The organism is Peribacillus frigoritolerans, from assembly GCF_030676415.1.
GTDB lineage: Bacteria > Bacillota > Bacilli > Bacillales > DSM-1321 > Peribacillus > Peribacillus frigoritolerans_A.
On sequence record NZ_JAUUTW010000038.1, the window covers coordinates 1 to 19,925 of the forward strand.

Sequence of the window (19,925 nt, forward strand, 5' to 3'; positions counted from 1 at the left end):
ATTAAAACTTGAGGTGATGAGGATGCTTTCTAAACATGATTCTATTCAGCGAGATCAACTTGAAATGATTACTTTAGATCAACTGGTGCCACCGAACCATTTGGTTCGTAAAATGGAGGCTGCCATTAACTTCACTTTCATTTATGACTTGGTGAAAGATATGTATTCAGAGGTAGGACGCCCAAGTATTGATCCAGTTATTTTAGTTAAACTGACTTTCATTCAATATACCCTCGTAGAGCCCCAATCTCTTAACTTTAGGCGAAAATTCAAAGGGAATTTCAAAAGGGGTTCAGAATTTTTTAATTCCGAACCCCTTTTGTCTACAAACTGACACCCTCAATTTGAGGTGTTTTTTGTCTAAAGTGAAAAAGATTGTAAATTATCTATTTTGTCGTAAAAGGAAACGCCTGCGATAAATAATGATATTGTGAAAAAAACAAACAAGTTTCCAATGATACCAGTAAGTTTCAAAGATCCTTTTTCACCTTTAAAAGCTAATATAAATCCGATTATCGGAGCAATTATCATAATTCCAAATATGAGATATCCAAAAAAACCAGTACTACTGTAATCGCTACTAGACATTGATGTAGCTGCATAGTGACCTAACATCATGGTCATTATAAATAAAAGAATTGTAACAACAAAACAAGAAATAGAAAATATGCTGAACTTCTTTTTAGTCACGAAAGTTCCTCCTTGTTAGAACGAGTCTGGATTTAATATACATCATACACACAAAATGGATTAACGACAATGACTAAATTATCGCATCAAAAAAAGAAGCGAAGGTTTTTAATTTAACCTTGGCTTCTTACTTGTTATTTTAATTGTATGAATCCATTGCCAACTTGGTTGATCGAAAATTCCCCCAATGGTTTTGAGTGAAATAATAAATAATCACACACAAACATTGGAACTAAATGAGGTTCTTGTGTTTTTAAAGTTTTTATAATGAGTGCAGCTGCATCGGCAACAAAAGGTGAGGCCATAGAGGTGCCGGTTAATCCGACATAATCGCTATTTATGTGTGTAGATAAAATATTTTCTCCTGGTCCAACAAAATCTAAATTTACATTTGTATTTGAAAATTTGGAAGGCGTTCGTGCTTCAGAAATAGAATCGACTTGAATTACTTCCTTGTAATACCCGAGATAAGAAATTTCTATTGTTTCGCTATTTCCGTCTCCTTCATTACCAGCTGCGGCTACTAATACAATTCCTTTCGATCTCGCATATTTTATAGCTCGATGTAACTCCGCATTTGTTTCAGAACCACCTAACGACATATTAATGACATTGACTTTTTTTCCTGTTGGGCCAATCCAATCGGCTGCGTATCTAATGGCTTTTATTAAACTCTCAAAGCTTCCTTTGCCCTTTTGGACAATTACCTTTAAGATAGGCAATTGACTCTCAGGTGCTACTCCTACAAGGCATTTTCCGTTGTTTGTTGCTGCAATGATTCCGGAAACGTGTGTGCCGTGTCCCTGGTAATCATTATAAATACTAGGATTGCCTTCGTCATCTTCTGTGAAATTATAACCACCGATGATATTTTGCTTTAAGTCTGGGTGATTGGTTTGAACTCCACTTCTAGAACGGCTACAACAATATCAGAACCTTGGTTTGTTTCATTCCATAATTCTTGGACCTTGATTTTATCTAAGTCGTCAGCTCGATGCATAACACTTTAAATAACTTAACAATTTTAACCGGGTAAAGGTTATCTCTTTTTTCCCCTACATCTCCGCCTTTAATCAATTAGGTGAATTGATCAAAGTAATTTGAAACAAAAATAAAGCCGATAAAATCGGCTTTGTAGAAATAAATATTTTCGAATTTTTTTTGCTCAAATCCTACAATTTCTTCTTTTGTTCTTGTTTTCTCATCTTCGATGATTGTAAAAGGAAGTGCTCGTACTCCAAGTTCAGTAAGTTCTTGAGAAACTTCTGGGTCTTCTGTGTTTACTGCGAATGTCATTTTCTATTAACCCCAATCTTTTAAGTTTGTACAATGTCCGCAATAGTCACTAAAATATACCGTTGTTTTTTTATTATTCATTTTGTCCACTCCCTACTTGTTTTAACAAATAGAAGTGGGTAAACCGCAGGGTAATTAAACTGTCCAAGAAAAAATTCATTACCAAAGAACCAGACAATTCTCGCAAATGGAAAGAGCGTTCTAAAAGTTGGTTTATAATTGAGCCATTCTTCCCACTTCCATTAATGAATAGAAAAAAAGAGGGAGGGATTGTATACCTATGTCAATTGTAGCTAATAGCCATCAGGTCAAAGATTTATTAAACAAGAGTAAAATTATGGTTAATCCGTTATTGAGGGGGTTTCTAGAAGATGAAGAGTACTTTTCCTTATTTGAAAAAGCTATTTTAGATCCTACTGAAGAAAACAAAGACAGGGTAGAGGAGGTATTTAAAAGTCATTATGAAAAAATTAGATTGGAATCCTATTTGAAAAGCCTGATTAGATACTATTCAATTGACTTTGATAAAAAAGTAAGAAAGATTAGGGGTCGATTTACTCTATCGCTTGATAATCCAATTGGTTTTTTTGAAAGTTTTAAAGATTTGATAGTAGATGAAAATGCAGAGGACTTCGATTCTGAGCCTGAAAATAAAACATTACGTGATGAAGTTGATAATGAATTACTTGTTCAAGCTTTAGATGTTTTAACTGAATCGCAATATAAAATTTTAGATTTGATCTATATAAAAAATTTATCAAAGACTGAAATTGCAAATTTGATTAATTCATCGCCACAAAACATTTCTCAAATTCACAAGAAAGCTATCAAGAAACTAAAAAAAAGCATAGCAGGTGAAAATATTAAAAATAGAAGAAGCGTGTAGTAGCTGTAGCGACTGTATCAATGAGGATTGTTTTAGAAAACTTGAAGGAACAATCAAAAGAGCTCTTTCTCAAACTGCTTTGCAAGAAAGAGGAGATCTGGAGCAAGAGCTTTATATAAAGGTATTTGAAAAAACGAAGAACCTGAATTTTAAAGAAGAAGCACCAAGCTTTTGGGAATTACTCAAAAAAAACTTTTAGATGGTTACATTTTGCCATTATAAGTTCACTTAAATGGGTGTAACGGTGGCATAGTCAAGTGGTTAAGGTCAAGGTCTACAAAACCCTAATCCCCGGTTCAAATCCGGGTGCCACCTTCCTTACTTTTAAATTGGGGTGAAGCAAATGGAAGAAGTTATAGAGAATGAATTTAAAAAATACAATCAATTCAAAATGGATCTTTTGAAAATGTCCCAATGCCTTGAATGTTGCGATGAATCTCAAAAAGAACTTTATCAAAATATATGCCTTGAATATTCTAAAGAACCGAAAAAAATTAAAACATCTATCGAAAGAACATATGGTATTGAAGAATGTAACAATTGTAAGCCTTAATCTCTCCCCTCCCTGGGATATATAAAATAACTTTATGTCCAACTAAAATAAAAATGGGGCTGTCTTATAAGTTCCTAAAATAAATAAAACAGGTGAAGAAAAACAATTCGTTTTTCTTCACCTGTTTTTCTATTTTTATAATTTTCTCCTGAAGGTAGTTAGCAAAAGCCGGCTAGAATATGGGCCATGGCTACGATGCCAAATTCCGTTTGAACTTTCGTTAAACCCCGAAGCGAAAAGCGACGGAACGATCGATTGCCCTTGGTATGGCCAAAAACACTCTCTACCTCGATTTTTCGTCGAGCGTAAATTTGTGCATTTGATTCAGACCAAAGGTTCACTTTTGCTTTCGCTTTTAGTTCTTCGTAATTAGATTAAAATGCACCTGGTGATTTTTTGTGCATAAATTTTATAAAAGGGGGATTGCTTCTAAAAGTCATTTTACTGACTTTTAGGACAGCCCCCATTTTTTCAATCTTTTCCCACATCTTAGCCCGGTCTATGGCAATTGGAATGGCTTTTCCATCCTCATATCCTTCATCCAATAATGCATTCGCGATTTCTATAGCCTTTTCCCTTACATCTTCATCTAAATTCTTCATCGAATTTGGGTAATCGTTCTTATTCCATGGCACTAATACCGCCTCCTAGATAAGAAAGTCTCTTTTTATGTTTCCCTTCTTTAATGGGCGGTAAACGTTTATCGGGCCGCTTTCGCTTCCAAAGCCTTCAATTGACCGATCAACATTTCCTTATCCAACTTTTCCCCGATCATGACGATATTCAATGGCATTTTCATCATTTCATTCATATACATCGGCATTCCGTAGGAGTATTGGAATAAATGGGGGTATTGTGAATGTGTAAAGGAAATGTATCCTTTCATTCGGTAGACCGTTTCCGGTAGAGCCCTAAGCCACTCTTCAAAGTCGGTTTGTGCCACGGCACCTTCAAATGTATGAACGACTGCAGTTAAATGCAAATGGTCATGTACATCAAGCTTTTGATGGCCGTTATGCCGTTTTCTTTGCATCTGCTGCAATGATATCAAGGAAACGGCTGCATATTCCGTCAATAAACATACAGCATCCGTATTCAGCGCCTGTATCGTATATATCAGCTGTGCAGCCTCCATCTCACTTACTAAATCCGCTTTATTCAATAATATGAAATCGGCATGGTGGATTTGCTCGGCAAGCAACTGTCGAAGCTGCGGAGTCAATTCCTCCCGATCGCGCCACCTTAATAAATCAACGACCGTGATAATCCCTTTATACTCCAGCTTTTTGGCGAAAATCGGCGACATGATGCCATCCAATACTTCAACTGGATGAGCTGCGCCCGTCGTTTCAATATAAACCGCATCCAGTTCATTTTCCGTTAGCAATTCATGAAGCTGAACTTCCAGTTTATCTTGAATTGTGCAGCAGATGCACCCGTCAAACAACTCCTTCAGAGGCACTCCATCACCAATGAGCCCGCTGTCAACCGATACACTGCCGAGCTCATTTAAAAGCACGGCCACTTTTCTACCCGCTTCACTTTCCTGTTTTAAAATATTTCGAAGAAGCGTCGTTTTCCCGCTGCCGAGAAAACCGCCCAATATGTACACTTCGGTCGTTTTCATTCTTATCTGCTCCTATGATCCGGTTAAATTCGATTCCGTTAAATTTTATCATACTTATCTAACTAAAGCACTTGCCGGATCCACATAAAAAAACCAGCCCGTAAGCTGGTTTTTCAACATTGATTCATGCTTGAACTTCGTCTTTTTCATAAATCGGCACCCATCCTGCAGCTGTAACGAAAATACGGACAGCAACAGTTTTCCTATCTTCCGCGAGCGTGAAATAATGTCTTGTTGATTCTGGTACACTAATAAGATCTCCTGGATTAAGACGTACATCAAACCACTGTCCATCATTGCCTTCAATGGCAAAAATACTCGTTCCGCCTGCTATGAAACGCACTTCATCATCTTCATGGTGGTGTTCCTGCTTAAAGTTTTCAAGCATTTGATCCAAGTTCGGATTCGCATCGGATAATGTGATGATATCATGCGCTTTATAGCCTCTTCTTTCGGAGATTTCCGCTATCTCCGATTGGAATGTTACAAGGATTTCCTCCTTTTCAGAATCTGTTAGATCGTATTTTTCCACAAGATGGGCAGGTAATTTAGAAATGTCCCATTGCTCATAGATAACCCCTTGTGTTTCTAAAAATCCTTTTACCTGTTCACCGTTTTCAATAACTTCGTTTGTTTCATGGAATCTGATCGTCGCCATCATTCATTCCTCCTCTATGAGTGTTTATCTTAAAGAACCTGCAAACGCTCTTTGTTGATTAAGCAACAGTTGATATTGAAATAAAAATTCGCAAGCTTCAAGTATTCTTTTTGCTTCGAGTCCGCTTTTGCCCCAAACCGTAATACCATGATTCCGGATCAGCACGGCGCCAGAGTCTTCTTCGACATGTGGTTTGAACTTATCGGATAACAGTGGAATGTCAGCGTGATTATATATGATTGGAATACGAAGCTCCGAATCTTCATCCCACCGACCGGTCGCCTTAATGATTTCATGATTACGAAAAGAAACTTGGCCTTCATCTCCGTACAATTCTGATATCACATTATTTTCAACTGTATGGACATGGAGTACACAGTTCGCATTGGTTTTCCGGTAAATGACTGTATGAAGTAAAGTTTCGGCCGATGGTCTTAGGCTCGTTTCTTCTACTGGTTTTCCTTTTAAATCCACCAGTAAAAAGTCCGAATCCGATTGCTTCCTTTTATCCTTACCGCTTGCCGTAATATAAAAGAAAGGGCTTTTAGGCTCGCGGATGGACAAGTTCCCGCTAGTTCCCATAAACCAATCCCTTTCGGCCAGTTCAGCTTTAATATCTGCCAACTCCCGCCATTCTTTAGAATGAGTGTTCACGCTTTAACCACCTCCTGCTGCTTTAAAATGTCAATTACATCAAAAAATGTTTCAAATCCTTGATGTGGAATTCCTTCCCTATCGCATTTTTCAAGCAGTATGTCACGGGCTATGACAAAATCGGCCTGTTTTGCCGCTTCAAAATCCGTTACTGAATCTCCAATAACGAGTTTAAAATCTTCCGCACCCGCTATTTCCCTCATAATGGATGGCTTGCAGCAACCGCAATCATTATTACATTGATCATCACAAGCATGTGGCCACTCAATATATATCTTTTCCTTATCAAAAAATGCATGGTTGCAATAAACAGACTCTGTTGGCAAGATTTCATTTAAAAGCGGTGCAATGAAGAAATCCATGCCCCCGCTTACAATATATAGAGGGATGTTGGCTTGTTTCGTATACTCAACGAATTCATAAAACCCTGGACGAATGCCGGCCGTCTTTCTTACATATTGGATGATGTCATCCTTCAACCCACTATCAAGCAGGGAAAACATATCCCCAACTCCTGAAGATATACTGATTTTTTGCTGAAGGACACCGTCTTTCAACGCTTCCCATTCCGGAGGCGCAAATTTTTTCATGATGGAAATGATATTATCTGTGTTGGTGATCGTTCCGTCAAAATCACAAAAGATGATCGGTTTCATTATTTCTTATAGGCCTCCCCATAACACAAGAGCTTTTTTTAGTGTTTCTTCCTCAGCCGCCGCTTCAGAAAGGTCCCTTCCTGCTAGAACGGCTTCCACAGCAGAACGGAAAGCCTTGGCCCCTCCCTCTGCTCCGTCAGGGTGCCCGTGAATTCCACCTCCGGCATTAATCACACTATCGAGCCCAAAATCCTTGATTAGGTCCGGAACCATGCCCGGATGAATACCTGCAGAAGGAACAGGGAAGGCTTTTTCCCATGAAAGTTCATCTTTTGTCAGAGCTTCAGCAATCGCCAAGGTCTCCTTTTTTTCAAGTGCGACATTTCCATAAGGGGATGGGAACAATGATAAATCCGCACCTGATAACCTTACTAATTTACCAAGCAATAATGGATAGCCGATCCCATAAAATGATGAAGACGCCAATGCCCCGCTATAAGCGGGGTGCGCCATGATCGGCAGCTTGATGCGATCATGTTCACTCAAGGCCTGCAATACATCCAAACCATATGTATGAACGTTGAACAATAAAGCATCTGCCCCTGCTTCAGCCGCCTGCTCTGCCTTATCCAATAATTCAAATGTTTTCCCTGATAGATTGACAGCATATAAAGTTCGGTGGCCAGTGGTTTCATAGACTTCATTCAATATTCTTTTACCCGTTTTTATTCTATCGAAGAATGGAGTCAGTTCCTGGTCGAAGAGGATCTCATCATCTTTAACCAGGTCGACACCTCCTAAAGCTTGTTGCCTCAGTTGCTCATTATGGAATGTCAGGTCTCTTCCTAATACACCTTTAAAGATGCTCATCACCAGGGGCCGGTTAAATACGCCAACCTTTTCCCTTATGCCTCCAATGCCAAATTGCGGCCCGGGAAAAGCTTTTTGAATATCACCGACAAAATCCAAGTCGATAAGTTTTATTTCTCCGTCCAATGAAAGTTTGCCGAAGACCGTCGTAAGGATTGCAGGTAAATCATTGGAGAAATTCCCTGCCGGATAGGCAATTTTAATAAGCGAACGGTATACTTTACGATTAAAGTAGCTGTTTGCCCTCTCTTCTTCAGATAGTGGTGTCACCGATACGACGCGTCCCTTATGTTTTTCCAGTTGTTTCTGAACCAAATGTGGCAGGTCCGTCCATGTCCCGACAGTCAAACCTAAGGCAATGCTCTCTGCTTTTTTCTCATGATTTCCATTAAAGTCATGAATTAAATAAGTAGCGACTATCTCGCTCATCTGATCACTCCTATAACACGTTAGTAAACTCTCGATGTCATTAACCTGAAATGGTCTCAAAATGGCAAAAGCCCCTTCATAAAGAAGAGGCTTTAAAAAGCCATCTTCTTATCTCCCAGCCATTGGCTGCAAGAATTAGCACCGTGCCTTGTGGATTTCAAGAAAATCCGGCGAAGAATTCCGCCCCATTTTACAATGGAATTACGGTCGGTTGCTGGGCTTCATAGGGCTAGTCCCTCCACCTGCTCAAAATAAGAAAACGCTGATATATAAATTTGCTCCAAGTATCGAAAGATTAAGAATTTATTTTGTATTCTGACAGGTAATCCCTACTTTGTCAATAAGTTTTAACTATTTAAGAGTGAATTAATCGGATATATCATTTTGGTTAAAATAATTTTAATCTACTTATCCGTTCCACAGCCTCTTTCAGCCGTTCTTCCGAAGTCAGAAGCCCTACCCTGACGTATCCTTCGCCAAATTCACCAAATCCATTCCCTGCGGCAACAGCAACGTGGGCATGCGTTAATAAATAGTCTGCAAAACGCTCGGACGTAAAACCTTTAGGAACCTTGAGCCAGGCAAAAAATGATGCCGCAGGAGCTTTGACATCCCAGCCGATTGCCCTCAATCCCTCAATGAAAACCTTCCTTCGCCCCTCGTACATCTGCACTAACTGCTCTACACAGCTCTGCGAGTCAAGCAAAGCGCTTGCCGCAGCTTCTTGTATCGCCGGGAAGAGACTCACATAAAGATGGTCTTGTAATAGTTCAAGAGCTTCTATGACACTCTTATTCCCCACTGCGAAGCCGACTCTCCACCCTGCCATATTGTATGTTTTCGATAGTGTGTATATTTCTATTCCTATGTCCTTCGCTCCCTCTGACTGGAGAAAGCTTATCGGTTTTTTTCCGTCGAATCCTATCGCCCCATAAGCGAAGTCGTGGACCACACAAATTGAATGCTCTTTTGCAAAAGAGACGGTCTCATCAAAGAAACTTTCAGTTGCAGAAGCACCTGTGGGATTGTTCGGATAGTTCAAGAACATCATTTTGGCTTTATCAAGTACTTCTTTATGTATGTCACTGTATTTTGGAAGGAAATCATTTTCTTCTGTCAAGGGCATGAATTCGGTTTTTGCCTGGGCTAAAACAACACCGGAAAGATAATCCGGATAGCCGGGATCCGGAACAAGGATCGTATCACCCGGATTCAATAAACACTGCGGCAGTTCGACAAGACCTGCCTTCCCCCCGAAGAGAATTGCCACTTCACTATTCGGATCCAGCTTGACACCGTATTCACGTTCATAAAAGACGGCAGCAGCATCTTTTAAATATTGATGCCCCCGGAATGGCGAATATTTATGATTAATCGTTTTTTCAGCGGCAGACTGCAAACTTTTCACGATATGTTCTGGCGTCGGCTGATCAGGGTTTCCCTGGCCTAAATTAATCACATCATGTCCTTGCGCCGTGATCGCATTGACTTTTGCGACCAGTGAAGCAAAAAACTGCTTGGGCAGGTCCTGTAGCTGTCCGGATTTTTCGAATTGCACCATTTATACACCTTCTCTGAAATTTCTTGAAATTCTAGTCACAAATGATATATGTTAATCATAGTCTTGTAAAGCATTTTTTACATGTGGGGGTTTTAAACGATGAAGTGGAAAATAGCTTGTATTCAAATGGATATAGCCTTCGGGCAACCAGATATCAATTTTCAGGTTGCAGAACGATGGATGGAAAAAGCAGCACGGTCAAAACCCGATATCGTCATTTTACCAGAGCTTTGGACAACCGGATACGACTTAAGCAGGTTAAATGAGATTGCTGATCAAGAGGCGGAAAAAACGATTGAATTTCTTAAAACACAGGCAAGGAAACACGAGATTCACATCGTAGGCGGTTCCATTGCGAAAAAAACGAGCAAGGGAATCTATAACACCATGATCATCATCGATAAACTTGGAAATCTCATAAAAGAATATGATAAGCTTCACTTATTTCAGTTAATGGATGAACATCATTTCCTGAAGCCAGGAGAAAAGGATGGTTTATTTACCCTTGATGAAAAAATATGTGCTGGTTTCATTTGTTATGACATCCGTTTCCCTGAATGGCAGCGAGCCCATACCGTTCGAGGCGCCGAAGTTCTATTCGTAACGGCTGAATGGCCAAAGCCGAGACTCGATCACTGGAGAGCCTTATTGATTAGCCGTGCCATCGAGAACCAAGCCTATGTTGTAGCAGTTAATCTCTCAGGTTCGGATGTCAATAATATATTTGCCGGTCATTCTTTGATAATTGATCCATGGGGGAATATCATAAGTGAAGCCGGAGAAGGAAACGAACTCCTGACAGGCACCTTGGACTTCAATAAAGTTACGGAAGCACGTAACAAAATACCTGTATTCGAAGATCGCCGTCCTGATTTTTATTAATTTACCCATTGACAAACTATTTAAAAAGTTGTTATTATTTTCCCGAAGATTAAAATTTCAGAAAACATTTACTCTTATCAAGAGCAGGCTGAGGGATAAAGGCCCTATGAAGCCCAGCAACCGACTGTAATACCATTGTGAAATGGGGCGGATTCACCGCCGGATTATAAAATCCACAGAGCACGGTGCTAATTCCACCAGAATTCATTTTCTGGAAGATAAGAGGTCCGAAGCCAAAACTTCTGCCTCTTTCTATATGAAAGAGGCTTTTTTATTCTTATTTTGAATCTGGAGGGGAAAAGAATGACTCAAAACCATTCAAATTTTAAGAGATTGACAAACGAAACAGCTATAACCCTTGCAAAAAAACTTGGGTTGGTCAATGCGGATGCAAGTTTAACATGTAAAGAAATCGGCGATGGAAACTTAAATTATGTTTTTCATATTACAGACACAGTCACAAACAAAGGAATAATAATCAAACAAGCGGTCCCTTATGCCAAGGTACTTGGTGAAAGCTGGCCGCTGACATTGAAAAGGGCGGCCATTGAAGCGAATGCGCTGATTCATTTCAGAAGTTATTGCCCCGAATTCGTACCGCAAGTCTATTATTCGGATGAACAGCTTGCCATCACAGTCATGGAGGATTTATCGCACTTGAAAATCGTTAGAACAGGATTGATCGATGGAGATTCATATCCATTGCTTTCACAGCATATTGGTGAGTATGTTGCAAAGACGGCATTTTTTACATCCGATTATCATTTAGAACCCTCTGCGAAAAAAGAAGTCGCCCGACATTTCACGAATCCCGAACTCTGCAAAATCACTGAGGTCTTTATTTTCACGGATCCATTTTTTGAGGAACTCCCGGGAGATTTCGAGGTGGAATTGACTGATGCCGCCAAAAATATATGGAATGATCAAGAAGTGATACTTGAGGTCGCTAAGCTGAAACAAAGCTTTGAAACCGAGCAGGAAGCCTTGCTTCATGGAGATTTACATACTGGAAGTATATTTGCTAGTGAAACTGAAACAAAGGTTATTGATCCGGAATTCGCTTTTTATGGGCCCGTTGGTTTTGACCTTGGTCAATACACCGCCAACCTTCTCTTTCAGGCTGTCACACGTAATGGCGCTGGAAAGGAAGAGATTTTCACACTCCTACATGAATTTTGGAATGCCTTTGAAGAAACTTATACCGAATTATGGGAAGGCCAAAATAAAAGCCCATTCCGCCATGTGAAAGGTTATCTGCCTTATTTACTGACAAAATTCAAAAAAGATGCATTCGGTTTTGCCGGCTGTGAACTGATTCGGCGAACCATTGGCCTTTCCCATGTTGCCGATTTAAACGTCATTGAAGATAAAGAAACAAGGATCGCTGCCAAAACGGCAACATTGGAAATTGGTGCTTTTTTAATTAAAAAACGGGAAGAATTGGATGTTCCAGCTGTCATTGAAGCGTTGAAGCAACGTACACTGCCATCTTATTCAACCATTTAAAAGGAGACCTGCACATGACCTCACTAGCACCCTTACCATATTCGGTACAATGGGATGATACCCATATTACATTATTAAATCAACAAGCCCTTCCTTCCATAACTGAATTTATTGAACTTCATTCTGTTGATGATGTATATGACAGCATTTTGACATTAAAAGTTCGCGGTGCCCCAGCAATTGGACTGACGGCAGCATTTGGTGTTGCACTTGGTGCCAAACAGGAAACAACCGCTGAATTAGGGGAATTCAGGAAAAATGTAACGAGGCATATTGAAAAACTCGCCTCTTCACGGCCAACTGCAGTCAACCTTTTTTGGGCGTTAAGGAGGATGGAGAACACCTTGCAGGCTGCGCAAAGCATTTCAACTGCCAAGGAAGCACTTGTATCGGAGGCTAAAGCCATCTTTGCTGAAGATGAAGAAATGTGCAGGAAAATCGGGGAACATGGTTTATCCTTATTCACTAGAGGAGATTCCATTCTAACGCATTGCAATGCTGGGGGGATTGCCACAGCTCGGTATGGCACAGCCTTGGCTCCCTTCCACCTGGCTAAAGAAAGGGACTTTCCGCTAAAAGTGTACGCATGTGAAACCAGGCCTGTCCTGCAAGGCGCGCGTTTGACTGCTTGGGAATTAATGCAAGCGGGGGTTGATGTCACCTTAATTTCTGATAATATGGCTGCCCATACGATTCACCAGAAACGAATAAATGGAATTATCGTCGGGGCCGACAGGATTGCGGCTAATGGAGATACAGCCAATAAAATCGGGACATTGGGATTGGCCGTATTAGCCAAGCACTTTGGTATCCCATTTTATGTGGCCGCACCATCAAGCACATTCGACCTTTCTATCGAATCCGGCACGTCTATCCCGATCGAAGAACGGAATGAAGCGGAAATCACCTTCATTCAAGGTATAAGGATCGCTCCGGAAAACGTGAAGACTTTCAATCCAGCCTTTGACGTTACACCGAATCATTTAATTACATGCATCATTACCGAAAACGGCATCATAACACCAGATTACATCAAAAACATTCCGCATTTTGTTAAATGATTCAGGTTCCTTTATTGGTGATAAAAAACGAGAAGGATTTCGTATCCCTCTCGTTTTTTAAAGATGATCGAATATGATTATTCTTGCGAGGTCTATAATACAATAATTCATTTGAATTCGAACATATTCACTTAATATAAGGATGTTTTTCGATAATAAAAGAGAATTGGAAATCCTATTATTATTTTGAAAAGAACTCCTGAAGTGCCTTTTTATTTTTAGTGTAGTCCATTTCCAAAACGGCCCCGGACTGGGGAGATATTTCATCATTAAAGCTTCCTTCCACTGGAACCCTTAAGGTTTCGACGGTGTCCGGTGTATGGAAGACGGCTTTTGGACCCATTTCCATGATTGTTTTCAGTCCAATATCTGTATCCAAGTACGAGAGTCCTTGTTCGATGATACTAGGAAGGGCTGCCATCCCTTCGAAGGATGAGATTTGATTTATAAACGCTGTTTTTAATTGAACCATCACTTCTTGTTGACGCTCTACCCTTCCAAAATCACTTTCATCGTCATGTCTAAAACGGACATACTTCAATAGCTCCTCACCATGTAAAACATTTTTACCGACGCTTGCCTGAATGCTCATATCATCAATGATTTCCTGATCCACATTCACCGCTACCCCCTCAGGGGCAAGTAAATCGACCATCTTCACAAATCCCTGGAAGTCGATTACCGCTACATGATCGACCTTGATATCGAAGTTTTCCTGTATGGTTTTCTTGAGCAATTCCCTTCCACCATAATAATAAGCTGCATTTATTTTGTTATATGCTGATTTATTCCCGGGGATTTTCACATAACTATCACGCATTATGGAAGCCAGCTTCAGTTTCTCCTGCTCAGGAAAGTATTTTGCCAGGATAATCGCATCTGATCGAGATTTTTGCTCTCCCCTTGCATCAACACCAATTAACAGAAATGTTTTCACACTTTCCTGGTTCTCTTCTTTGGTTAGTTTTTTTTCGGTTCCTGCATTTCCATTTTGTTTGGGTAAAGGGGCATAGGTACAGCCTGCCAGAATCAAGATCAATAGATATATGAACAATACCTTTTCTTTCATTACCTCACCTCATCGGAAAATTACCCCTATTATCTGCCTAATATTGGAATACTATGCGTTAAACGACAAAAAAGCCTGCCAGCGATAATCGCTGACAGGCTTTTCGGGCAAAATCATTTATTTGATTTCTTTCTTTAATACTTCTACTGCCTTTTTCACTTGTGTGTCGTTTTTAAGGATTTTCTCTCGGATGACCTGCATCAATTTCACGGTAGTATCATCTTTAATGGTGCCAGTTTCTTTAATTTTTTGTTCCTTCTGGAATGCTATGACCGCATTCGTGGTTGCTTCATCAAAGAATCCATCTATCTTACCTGGATCATGGCCTGCTTCCTTCAGCATCTCTTCAGCTGCTTTCACTTCACTCGAAGAATCGGATGCTTTCAATTCCTTATCAGGCGAAATGTACGGAAGGCTGGCATAATCAGGAAGCTTCACATTAATATCCGGCTTGATCCCTTTTTTATGTATCCAATTGCCTTCTGGAGTCAACCATTTAGCTGCCGTATATTTGAAGTTAGATCCATCTTCAAAGTCTTCGGCAGTCTGAACTGTCCCTTTCCCAAATGATTTGACACCTATCAATGGAATGTCCGCGGACTCACTGACAGCCGCTGCAACGATTTCAGAAGCACTGGCACTTCCATCATCAATCAACACGACTACCGGGATTTTCAGTTCTCCATCATTCTCCGATTTATAGACATCTTTTTTCCCGCTGCGATCCTCAACTTGAAGGACCACTTTCCCATTAGGTATGAACAGGCTTGCCATTTCTATTGCTTGGTCAAGAAGTCCCCCTGGGTTTCCGCGCAAATCCAATACGAGACCCTTCATATCCTTCTTCGACATTTCTTCAAGCGCCGTTTTCAGCTCTTGGACTGTATGTTCGGAAAAACTGGTCACTTGAATTTTTGCAACTCCATCATCAAGCATTTCCGCATATACCGTTTCAATCGGAATTGTGTCCCGTTTAATGGTGAGCTCAATCGGTTCCGACTCACCAGCTCTTGAGATGGATAATTCCACTTTCGTTCCCTTTTCGCCCCTGATTTTCAGGACAGCTTCAGATGAGCTTAGCCCTTCAACGCTTTTACCGTCCACACTTAATATGATATCATTCGGCTTTACCCCTGCTTTTTCTGCTGGGGACCCTTTTATCGGTGAGACGACCATGATTTGTCCATCCTGCTCCTGAATCTCAGCACCGATTCCTTCAAAAGATGAAGAGATGCTCTCATGGAAACTCGATGCTTCCTTTTTATCCATATAAGCAGAATAGGGATCATCCAATGATTTGATCATTCCATTAATTGCGCCGTCAACCAGCTTTTCTTCATCAACCTCTTCATAATAGTCATCTTTTATCTTATCGTATGTAGAATACAGCTTTTCAAATTCCGCATACGGTGCTACTTTTTCATCTCCAAAGGTCAAGGCTATTGTAGTAATCCCTGCAGTTAGAAATATGACTAAGAAAATCCCCATAATGAACGTAAACTTCTTTATTTTAATGAATTTCCCTGCCTCTTTTGGCTGTTTTTGATTTTCTTCTTCCACTGAAGCCTCACCACTTTCATTCTTCATGACGATATAAACGATTTCATTCCTATTTTATCAGCTTTCATGCCAATCGAAAAATAATAGTTATCAAAAATAACAACTTATGACCATATGTATTTTTTTACCCTTCGCAAACGTTAAATCATAGAGAAAGCTCCAAAGACAACAGCTCTCCTGACATTACAAAAATACGGATACCAAGGAACAAATGAGCCTGTATCCCAACTTTCATTATACAGCTTCACTTATTCCTGGTCACCCGCCTGTCATTTACATCCAATTATCAGTCTTGGATAGCTGCTTCCAATGCCACTTCAACCATTTCGTTAAAAGTTGACTGGCGCTCATCCGACGACGTTTCCTCACCGGTTAAAATGTGATCGGAAATGGTTAATACAGATAAAGCTTGGCGGCCAAATTTAGCAGCAAGCGTGTATAGGGCTGCTGATTCCATTTCTATCGCAAGTATTTGGTATTTTGCCCATTTTTCCAATTCACTATTATCGTTATAGAACTGATCGGCCGTAAATACATTACCGACCTTCAATTGCAAGCCCTTTGCCGTGCCGGCGTCATAAGCTTTTCTTAGTAATTCGAAATCTGCGGTCGGGGCAAAGTCCACCCCGCCGAAAGTCATGCGGTTCATTTGGGAATCGGTGGAAGCACTCATGGCAAGGATCACATCCCTGACTTTTACATCTTTTTGAATCGCTCCTGCAGTTCCCACACGAATCAGCTTCTGGACATTATAGCTATTCATCAATTCATTCACGTAAATCGAAATGGATGGGACACCCATGCCTGTACCTTGTACAGAAATCCGTTTTCCTTTATATGTCCCTGTATATCCAAACATGTTACGAACTTCATTATAAAGTTTAGCATCCTCTAAAAATGTTTCAGCAATATATTTTGCACGCAACGGGTCCCCAGGAAGTAAGACCGTTTCCGCAATTTCATTTTCTTTTGCACCAATATGTACGCTCATACGACTATGTCCTCCTTAACTTGTGGTTGAAATGATATTCAAAAACTACTATACCATATCAACCACAAGTTAGGAAAATTGAACCTTATCCTAGAACTTGAAAAACTGGAAATCACGAAAAGACTTTTGGCACCCTTCCTCTAAACCGCAAACAAAACGGCGGAGGTCCGCCGTCTTTCTTTTAATGGTTAATAAAATTAAGGGAAAGGAAGCTGCTAACCGTCCTATGACAGGTTACTCATCGACTTCTTCATCAATTATGCATTTTTCAAGAAGATATTCGAATGTGATGTCAGCAAGATCTTCAACTTCAGCTTCTGTTGGAAGATAGCCCCGTCTTATCAATTCTTGAAAAAAGAATTCCGCTATCTCTTCTGTATCAATAAAAACCTCAATTTCTCGCAAATCATCGCCCCCTTATTTAAAGGTCTATGAATGTGTAGAGACAAATATACCAGTAAGGCATCCCATAATGGAAAATCATATCAAGGGCCTATAGTTATCATGGTCCATTCGTGTTCAATCAGAATGGAAGCTTCAAAAGGGATTTTGGAAATTGCCCTTTAAAAAGTTTGGGATACCTTTCACTTCGTTTGCTTCTTTTTATGATCTGGATAAATTTCCTCTGCCGCTTTTTCAATTTTAGCAAGGGCAATCTTCATGATATGACGATATTCATCATCGCCAAAATGTTCGTAGAGCTTACAATAATCATTATATAAATCCAACAGTCCATCAATCATTTCCTTTTTTTCATTTTTTGTCATTGTCATATCTCGCTCACCTTTACCAGGGTTGTTTTGTTTAGCAATGATAGCAAGCTCATTTTTCTTTTTAGGAAGGAGCAGACCCAACTTTTTTATAATTCCATCTGCACGTTTAGCATCGGCTATCAAAGTCAGTTCTTCTTCATGCGCTTCAAGCCATTCACCATCCGAGATTCTTGATAACTCATAGATTACATCCTCCCAGGCATTTTCCTTATAGCGCCAAATTTCCGTTCGATAGCCGATAATCTTGAAATAATCCTGTTCATATCCATCCACTTGGACCAAGTCACCTAATAAATATTTATATTCAATATCGATTTGTTCTTTTGGATAAAGGATTTCTCCTTCATATTCATTTATTGATTGCAATGTTTTTTCGATATAAAGACCTTCACTATAGTTCACTTCATACACATAAGCACCATCGAGAAATTTCACATCGGTTATATTCCCGACTGTCCCATACATTGTTATTACGACTGTATCGCCTAATTTAAATTTCGGCTGTTTTTTTTTGCCCATAAGAGACATCCCCCAATATGGTCCTTATCGTTTGATTAGTAAATTATATGCACAAACAAACATGGAGGTTAATGGAAATGAGAGGGCATTTTGCTCATTTAGCTAAGTAACCGGCCCTTTTATTAAAGGGCACTACAACCAAAAACCGCCTCATTTAATGAGACGGTTCCAGTTTGTAGACAAAAGGGGTTCGGAATTAAAAAATTCTGAACCCCTTTTGAAATTCCCTTTGAATTTTCGCCTAAAGTTAAGAGATTGGGGCTCTACGAGCCCACTATGTTAGGCCATTTTTGGACCTCGCCATGTCCAATTGGCCATCTTCTTTAAATTAATGGCAGCGAAAGTAAGCATCGCCTGCATCGACAATTTTTTAAGTCCCCTTAAAGTAGTCCAACGCATACCATGCTTTTCTTTTGCATCTGCGAATACACGCTCAATCGTTTCTTTACGTTTTGCATATATAGGTTTTACATCTTGATGATGACGCAGATGATCTGCTTCTTCCACATGTGTTTGCCAGATATGCCGTGTCACCACTTTTTGACAGTCTTTGCTTTCTGTACACCGAGATAAAAATGAGCATGTTGTACAAATTTGTTTTGGCGATTTGTACTCGCGATAGCCCTCTTTATTTGTTGTTGAGTACTTTAAAGTTTCGCCCGAAGGGCAAAGGTAACAATCAAAATGTTCATCGTATACATAGTCCTGTTTGCGGAAAAATCCTTCTTTGGTGCGAGGACGTGTATAAGGTAAAGCCGGTATGATTTCTTTGTTAAATAGGTAGCTTGTAATCGCTGGTGTTTTATAAGCTGCATCTGCGGCAACGGCTTCCGGTTTTCCAACTTTCTCAATCACTTGTTCAACTAGTGGCTCTAAGATCTGACTGTCATGTGTATTTCCAGGTGTTACAATCGTTCCCAATACAAAACCGTTGCGGTCTGCGGCCGCGTGGAATGAATAGGCAAACTGTTTTGTTCGTTCATCTTTCACATAGTAGCCACTCTCAGAATCCGTTGTACTTTCTTTAATCTCTTTGGTCTCTTCTTTATCAAATTTATCTGGTGGAAAAGGCTTTTTTCCATGGTTTTCACGATCTTGATTGATTTCTTCTTGAAGACGTCCTTGATATGCTCGTGTTTCTTTGCGTACGATTTTCTTTTCAAATTTGCGCGTATTCGCATTGGCTTTCACATGTGTGGAATCGACGAATACGTGTTCAGCACTTATTAACTTTCTATCAGCAGCTGTTATTAAGATGCGATAGAAAATCTGTTCAAACAGGTCTGTATCTTTAAAGCGTCGCTCATAATTTTTCCCGAACGTTGAGAAATGAGGTACTTTATCATGGAAACCATAGCCTAAGAACCAACGGTAAGCCATATTTGTTTCAGCTTCTTCAATCGTTTTACGCATGGAACGAATACCGAAGGTATATTGAATGAAAGTCAGTTTAACTAAAATAACTGGATCAATACTTGGGCGTCCTACCTCTGAATACATATCTTTCACCAAGTCATAAATGAAAGTGAAGTCAATGGCAGCCTCCATTTTACGAACCAAATGGTTCGGTGGCACCAGTTGATCTAAAGTAATCATTTCAAGTTGATCTCGCTGAATAGAATTATGTTTCGAAAGCATCCTCATCACCTCAAGTTTTAATCGTTCTATTTTAAAACAAAAATGACTCCAGGCAAAAGTGTTCTATCTAAAAGGTAAGACAAAGTTGATTGGAACGGAAGGTACG

The 19,925-nt window shown here is 39.9% G+C and carries 22 protein-coding genes, 1 tRNA gene, 2 pseudogenes and 2 riboswitches; of the genes and pseudogenes, 8 read left to right on the forward strand and 17 right to left on the reverse strand.

The window, feature by feature from the left end; genetic code table 11:
- Nucleotides 1–22: 22 nt before the first annotated feature.
- Nucleotides 23–229 (forward strand): annotated as a pseudogene (locus tag Q8G36_RS24325) (IS5/IS1182 family transposase); the annotation flags it as partial.
- 131 nt (nucleotides 230–360) lie between these two features.
- Here Q8G36_RS24325 and Q8G36_RS24330 read toward each other — a convergent pair.
- From Q8G36_RS24330 to Q8G36_RS24340, 3 genes are all read right to left on the reverse strand, one after another.
- Complete coding sequence (locus Q8G36_RS24330) at nucleotides 361–690, reverse strand: hypothetical protein (protein WP_305161069.1); 330 nt, start codon at nucleotides 688–690, stop codon at nucleotides 361–363.
- A 134-nt stretch (nucleotides 691–824) separates the two neighbouring features.
- Nucleotides 825–1,559, reverse strand: a complete 735-nt coding sequence (locus Q8G36_RS24335; protein WP_336622991.1) for a S8 family peptidase — start codon at nucleotides 1,557–1,559, stop codon at nucleotides 825–827.
- A gap of 208 nt (nucleotides 1,560–1,767) precedes the next feature.
- Complete coding sequence (locus Q8G36_RS24340) at nucleotides 1,768–1,986, reverse strand: hypothetical protein (RefSeq protein WP_305161070.1); 219 nt, start codon at nucleotides 1,984–1,986, stop codon at nucleotides 1,768–1,770.
- A gap of 280 nt (nucleotides 1,987–2,266) precedes the next feature.
- Between Q8G36_RS24340 and Q8G36_RS24345 the strand changes: the two genes are divergently transcribed.
- The 4 genes from Q8G36_RS24345 (at nucleotide 2,267) to Q8G36_RS24360 (ending at nucleotide 3,425) form a co-directional block, all read left to right on the forward strand.
- On the forward strand, nucleotides 2,267–2,872 hold the full coding sequence (locus Q8G36_RS24345; protein WP_305161071.1) for a sigma-70 family RNA polymerase sigma factor: 606 nt from the start codon (nucleotides 2,267–2,269) through the stop codon (nucleotides 2,870–2,872).
- Nucleotides 2,841–3,071: a hypothetical protein gene (locus tag Q8G36_RS24350; RefSeq protein ID WP_305161072.1), complete on the forward strand. Its 231-nt coding sequence runs from the start codon at nucleotides 2,841–2,843 to the stop codon at nucleotides 3,069–3,071. Before Q8G36_RS24345 ends, Q8G36_RS24350 begins: the two co-directional genes overlap by 32 nt.
- Before the next feature lie 44 nt (nucleotides 3,072–3,115).
- Nucleotides 3,116–3,187: transfer RNA gene (locus Q8G36_RS24355), tRNA-Cys, on the forward strand.
- 28 nt (nucleotides 3,188–3,215) lie between these two features.
- A complete protein-coding gene (locus tag Q8G36_RS24360; RefSeq protein ID WP_305161073.1) occupies nucleotides 3,216–3,425 on the forward strand; it encodes a hypothetical protein in 210 nt (69 codons plus the stop codon).
- A gap of 158 nt (nucleotides 3,426–3,583) precedes the next feature.
- On the opposite strand, the gene Q8G36_RS24365 is transcribed toward Q8G36_RS24360, so the two are convergent.
- The 8 genes and pseudogenes from Q8G36_RS24365 to Q8G36_RS24400 all read right to left on the reverse strand — a co-directional run bounded on the left by Q8G36_RS24365 (nucleotide 3,584) and on the right by Q8G36_RS24400 (nucleotide 9,820).
- A complete protein-coding gene (locus tag Q8G36_RS24365) occupies nucleotides 3,584–3,766 on the reverse strand; it encodes a transposase (RefSeq protein ID WP_370694074.1) in 183 nt (60 codons plus the stop codon).
- A 135-nt stretch (nucleotides 3,767–3,901) separates the two neighbouring features.
- Nucleotides 3,902–4,060: pseudogene (locus tag Q8G36_RS29425) on the reverse strand (DUF2188 domain-containing protein); the annotation flags it as partial.
- A 65-nt stretch (nucleotides 4,061–4,125) separates the two neighbouring features.
- Complete coding sequence (locus Q8G36_RS24375) at nucleotides 4,126–5,052, reverse strand: CobW family GTP-binding protein (protein WP_305161074.1); 927 nt, start codon at nucleotides 5,050–5,052, stop codon at nucleotides 4,126–4,128.
- A 124-nt stretch (nucleotides 5,053–5,176) separates the two neighbouring features.
- Nucleotides 5,177–5,710 carry a cupin domain-containing protein gene (locus Q8G36_RS24380; RefSeq protein WP_305161075.1) on the reverse strand — a complete coding sequence of 178 codons (534 nt, stop codon included), beginning with the start codon at nucleotides 5,708–5,710 and terminating at the stop codon, nucleotides 5,177–5,179.
- Between the two features lie 24 nt (nucleotides 5,711–5,734).
- Complete coding sequence (locus tag Q8G36_RS24385; protein WP_305161076.1) at nucleotides 5,735–6,364, reverse strand: methylthioribulose 1-phosphate dehydratase; 630 nt, start codon at nucleotides 6,362–6,364, stop codon at nucleotides 5,735–5,737.
- Nucleotides 6,361–7,020: a 2-hydroxy-3-keto-5-methylthiopentenyl-1-phosphate phosphatase gene (locus Q8G36_RS24390; protein WP_305161077.1), complete on the reverse strand. Its 660-nt coding sequence runs from the start codon at nucleotides 7,018–7,020 to the stop codon at nucleotides 6,361–6,363. The genes Q8G36_RS24385 and Q8G36_RS24390 overlap by 4 nt, the downstream gene beginning before the upstream one ends.
- Nucleotides 7,021–7,026: 6 nt before the next feature.
- Nucleotides 7,027–8,259, reverse strand: coding sequence for a 2,3-diketo-5-methylthiopentyl-1-phosphate enolase (gene mtnW / locus Q8G36_RS24395; RefSeq protein ID WP_305161078.1), 1,233 nt, complete (start codon nucleotides 8,257–8,259; stop codon nucleotides 7,027–7,029).
- A gap of 105 nt (nucleotides 8,260–8,364) precedes the next feature.
- A riboswitch (SAM riboswitch) is annotated at nucleotides 8,365–8,517 on the reverse strand.
- Nucleotides 8,518–8,647: 130 nt separating this feature from the next.
- Nucleotides 8,648–9,820: a pyridoxal phosphate-dependent aminotransferase gene (locus Q8G36_RS24400; RefSeq protein WP_305161079.1), complete on the reverse strand. Its 1,173-nt coding sequence runs from the start codon at nucleotides 9,818–9,820 to the stop codon at nucleotides 8,648–8,650.
- A 99-nt stretch (nucleotides 9,821–9,919) separates the two neighbouring features.
- Here Q8G36_RS24400 and Q8G36_RS24405 point away from each other — a divergent pair, with 99 nt between their 5' ends.
- The 3 genes from Q8G36_RS24405 to mtnA all read left to right on the forward strand — a co-directional run bounded on the left by Q8G36_RS24405 (nucleotide 9,920) and on the right by mtnA (nucleotide 13,269).
- Nucleotides 9,920–10,702 carry a carbon-nitrogen family hydrolase gene (locus Q8G36_RS24405; protein WP_305161080.1) on the forward strand — a complete coding sequence of 261 codons (783 nt, stop codon included), beginning with the start codon at nucleotides 9,920–9,922 and terminating at the stop codon, nucleotides 10,700–10,702.
- A gap of 71 nt (nucleotides 10,703–10,773) precedes the next feature.
- A riboswitch (SAM riboswitch) is annotated at nucleotides 10,774–10,927 on the forward strand.
- Between the two features lie 78 nt (nucleotides 10,928–11,005).
- A complete protein-coding gene (gene mtnK, locus Q8G36_RS24410) occupies nucleotides 11,006–12,208 on the forward strand; it encodes an S-methyl-5-thioribose kinase (RefSeq protein ID WP_305161081.1) in 1,203 nt (400 codons plus the stop codon).
- A 14-nt stretch (nucleotides 12,209–12,222) separates the two neighbouring features.
- Nucleotides 12,223–13,269: an S-methyl-5-thioribose-1-phosphate isomerase gene (gene mtnA, locus Q8G36_RS24415; RefSeq protein ID WP_305161082.1), complete on the forward strand. Its 1,047-nt coding sequence runs from the start codon at nucleotides 12,223–12,225 to the stop codon at nucleotides 13,267–13,269.
- A gap of 181 nt (nucleotides 13,270–13,450) precedes the next feature.
- Here mtnA and Q8G36_RS24420 read toward each other — a convergent pair whose 3' ends face one another.
- From Q8G36_RS24420 to Q8G36_RS24445, 6 genes are all read right to left on the reverse strand, one after another.
- A complete protein-coding gene (locus Q8G36_RS24420; RefSeq protein WP_305161083.1) occupies nucleotides 13,451–14,338 on the reverse strand; it encodes an LCP family protein in 888 nt (295 codons plus the stop codon).
- A gap of 117 nt (nucleotides 14,339–14,455) precedes the next feature.
- Nucleotides 14,456–15,925: a S41 family peptidase gene (locus Q8G36_RS24425; protein ID WP_370694075.1), complete on the reverse strand. Its 1,470-nt coding sequence runs from the start codon at nucleotides 15,923–15,925 to the stop codon at nucleotides 14,456–14,458.
- A gap of 259 nt (nucleotides 15,926–16,184) precedes the next feature.
- Nucleotides 16,185–16,889: a purine-nucleoside phosphorylase gene (gene deoD / locus Q8G36_RS24430; protein ID WP_305161085.1), complete on the reverse strand. Its 705-nt coding sequence runs from the start codon at nucleotides 16,887–16,889 to the stop codon at nucleotides 16,185–16,187.
- Between the two features lie 234 nt (nucleotides 16,890–17,123).
- Nucleotides 17,124–17,294, reverse strand: a complete 171-nt coding sequence (locus tag Q8G36_RS24435) for a YozD family protein (protein WP_064505166.1) — start codon at nucleotides 17,292–17,294, stop codon at nucleotides 17,124–17,126.
- A 179-nt stretch (nucleotides 17,295–17,473) separates the two neighbouring features.
- The gene (locus Q8G36_RS24440) at nucleotides 17,474–18,181 is read right to left on the reverse strand and encodes a hypothetical protein (RefSeq protein WP_230303379.1); all 708 of its coding nucleotides are present in this window, start codon (nucleotides 18,179–18,181) and stop codon (nucleotides 17,474–17,476) included.
- 279 nt (nucleotides 18,182–18,460) lie between these two features.
- Nucleotides 18,461–19,819: an IS1182 family transposase gene (locus Q8G36_RS24445; RefSeq protein WP_305275250.1), complete on the reverse strand. Its 1,359-nt coding sequence runs from the start codon at nucleotides 19,817–19,819 to the stop codon at nucleotides 18,461–18,463.
- Nucleotides 19,820–19,925 lie beyond the last annotated feature (106 nt).

What these genes read in the sequence shown, in the direction of transcription:
- Q8G36_RS24340 (WP_305161070.1), bottom strand. Translation starts at nt 1,986, where the DNA reads ATGACATTCGCAGTAAACACAGAAGACCCAGAAGTTTCTCAAGAACTT.
- Q8G36_RS24345 (WP_305161071.1), top strand. Translation starts at nt 2,267, where the DNA reads ATGTCAATTGTAGCTAATAGCCATCAGGTCAAAGATTTATTAAACAAG.
- Q8G36_RS24360 (WP_305161073.1), top strand. Translation starts at nt 3,216, where the DNA reads ATGGAAGAAGTTATAGAGAATGAATTTAAAAAATACAATCAATTCAAA.
- Q8G36_RS24375 (WP_305161074.1), bottom strand. Translation starts at nt 5,052, where the DNA reads ATGAAAACGACCGAAGTGTACATATTGGGCGGTTTTCTCGGCAGCGGG.
- Q8G36_RS24380 (WP_305161075.1), bottom strand. Translation starts at nt 5,710, where the DNA reads ATGGCGACGATCAGATTCCATGAAACAAACGAAGTTATTGAAAACGGT.
- Q8G36_RS24390 (WP_305161077.1), bottom strand. Translation starts at nt 7,020, where the DNA reads ATGAAACCGATCATCTTTTGTGATTTTGACGGAACGATCACCAACACA.
- mtnW (WP_305161078.1), bottom strand. Translation starts at nt 8,259, where the DNA reads ATGAGCGAGATAGTCGCTACTTATTTAATTCATGACTTTAATGGAAAT.
- Q8G36_RS24400 (WP_305161079.1), bottom strand. Translation starts at nt 9,820, where the DNA reads ATGGTGCAATTCGAAAAATCCGGACAGCTACAGGACCTGCCCAAGCAG.
- Q8G36_RS24405 (WP_305161080.1), top strand. Translation starts at nt 9,920, where the DNA reads ATGAAGTGGAAAATAGCTTGTATTCAAATGGATATAGCCTTCGGGCAA.
- mtnK (WP_305161081.1), top strand. Translation starts at nt 11,006, where the DNA reads ATGACTCAAAACCATTCAAATTTTAAGAGATTGACAAACGAAACAGCT.
- mtnA (WP_305161082.1), top strand. Translation starts at nt 12,223, where the DNA reads ATGACCTCACTAGCACCCTTACCATATTCGGTACAATGGGATGATACC.
- Q8G36_RS24420 (WP_305161083.1), bottom strand. Translation starts at nt 14,338, where the DNA reads ATGAAAGAAAAGGTATTGTTCATATATCTATTGATCTTGATTCTGGCA.
- Q8G36_RS24425 (WP_370694075.1), bottom strand. Translation starts at nt 15,925, where the DNA reads ATGAAGAATGAAAGTGGTGAGGCTTCAGTGGAAGAAGAAAATCAAAAA.
- deoD (WP_305161085.1), bottom strand. Translation starts at nt 16,889, where the DNA reads ATGAGCGTACATATTGGTGCAAAAGAAAATGAAATTGCGGAAACGGTC.
- Q8G36_RS24440 (WP_230303379.1), bottom strand. Translation starts at nt 18,181, where the DNA reads ATGGGCAAAAAAAAACAGCCGAAATTTAAATTAGGCGATACAGTCGTA.
- Q8G36_RS24445 (WP_305275250.1), bottom strand. Translation starts at nt 19,819, where the DNA reads ATGCTTTCGAAACATAATTCTATTCAGCGAGATCAACTTGAAATGATT.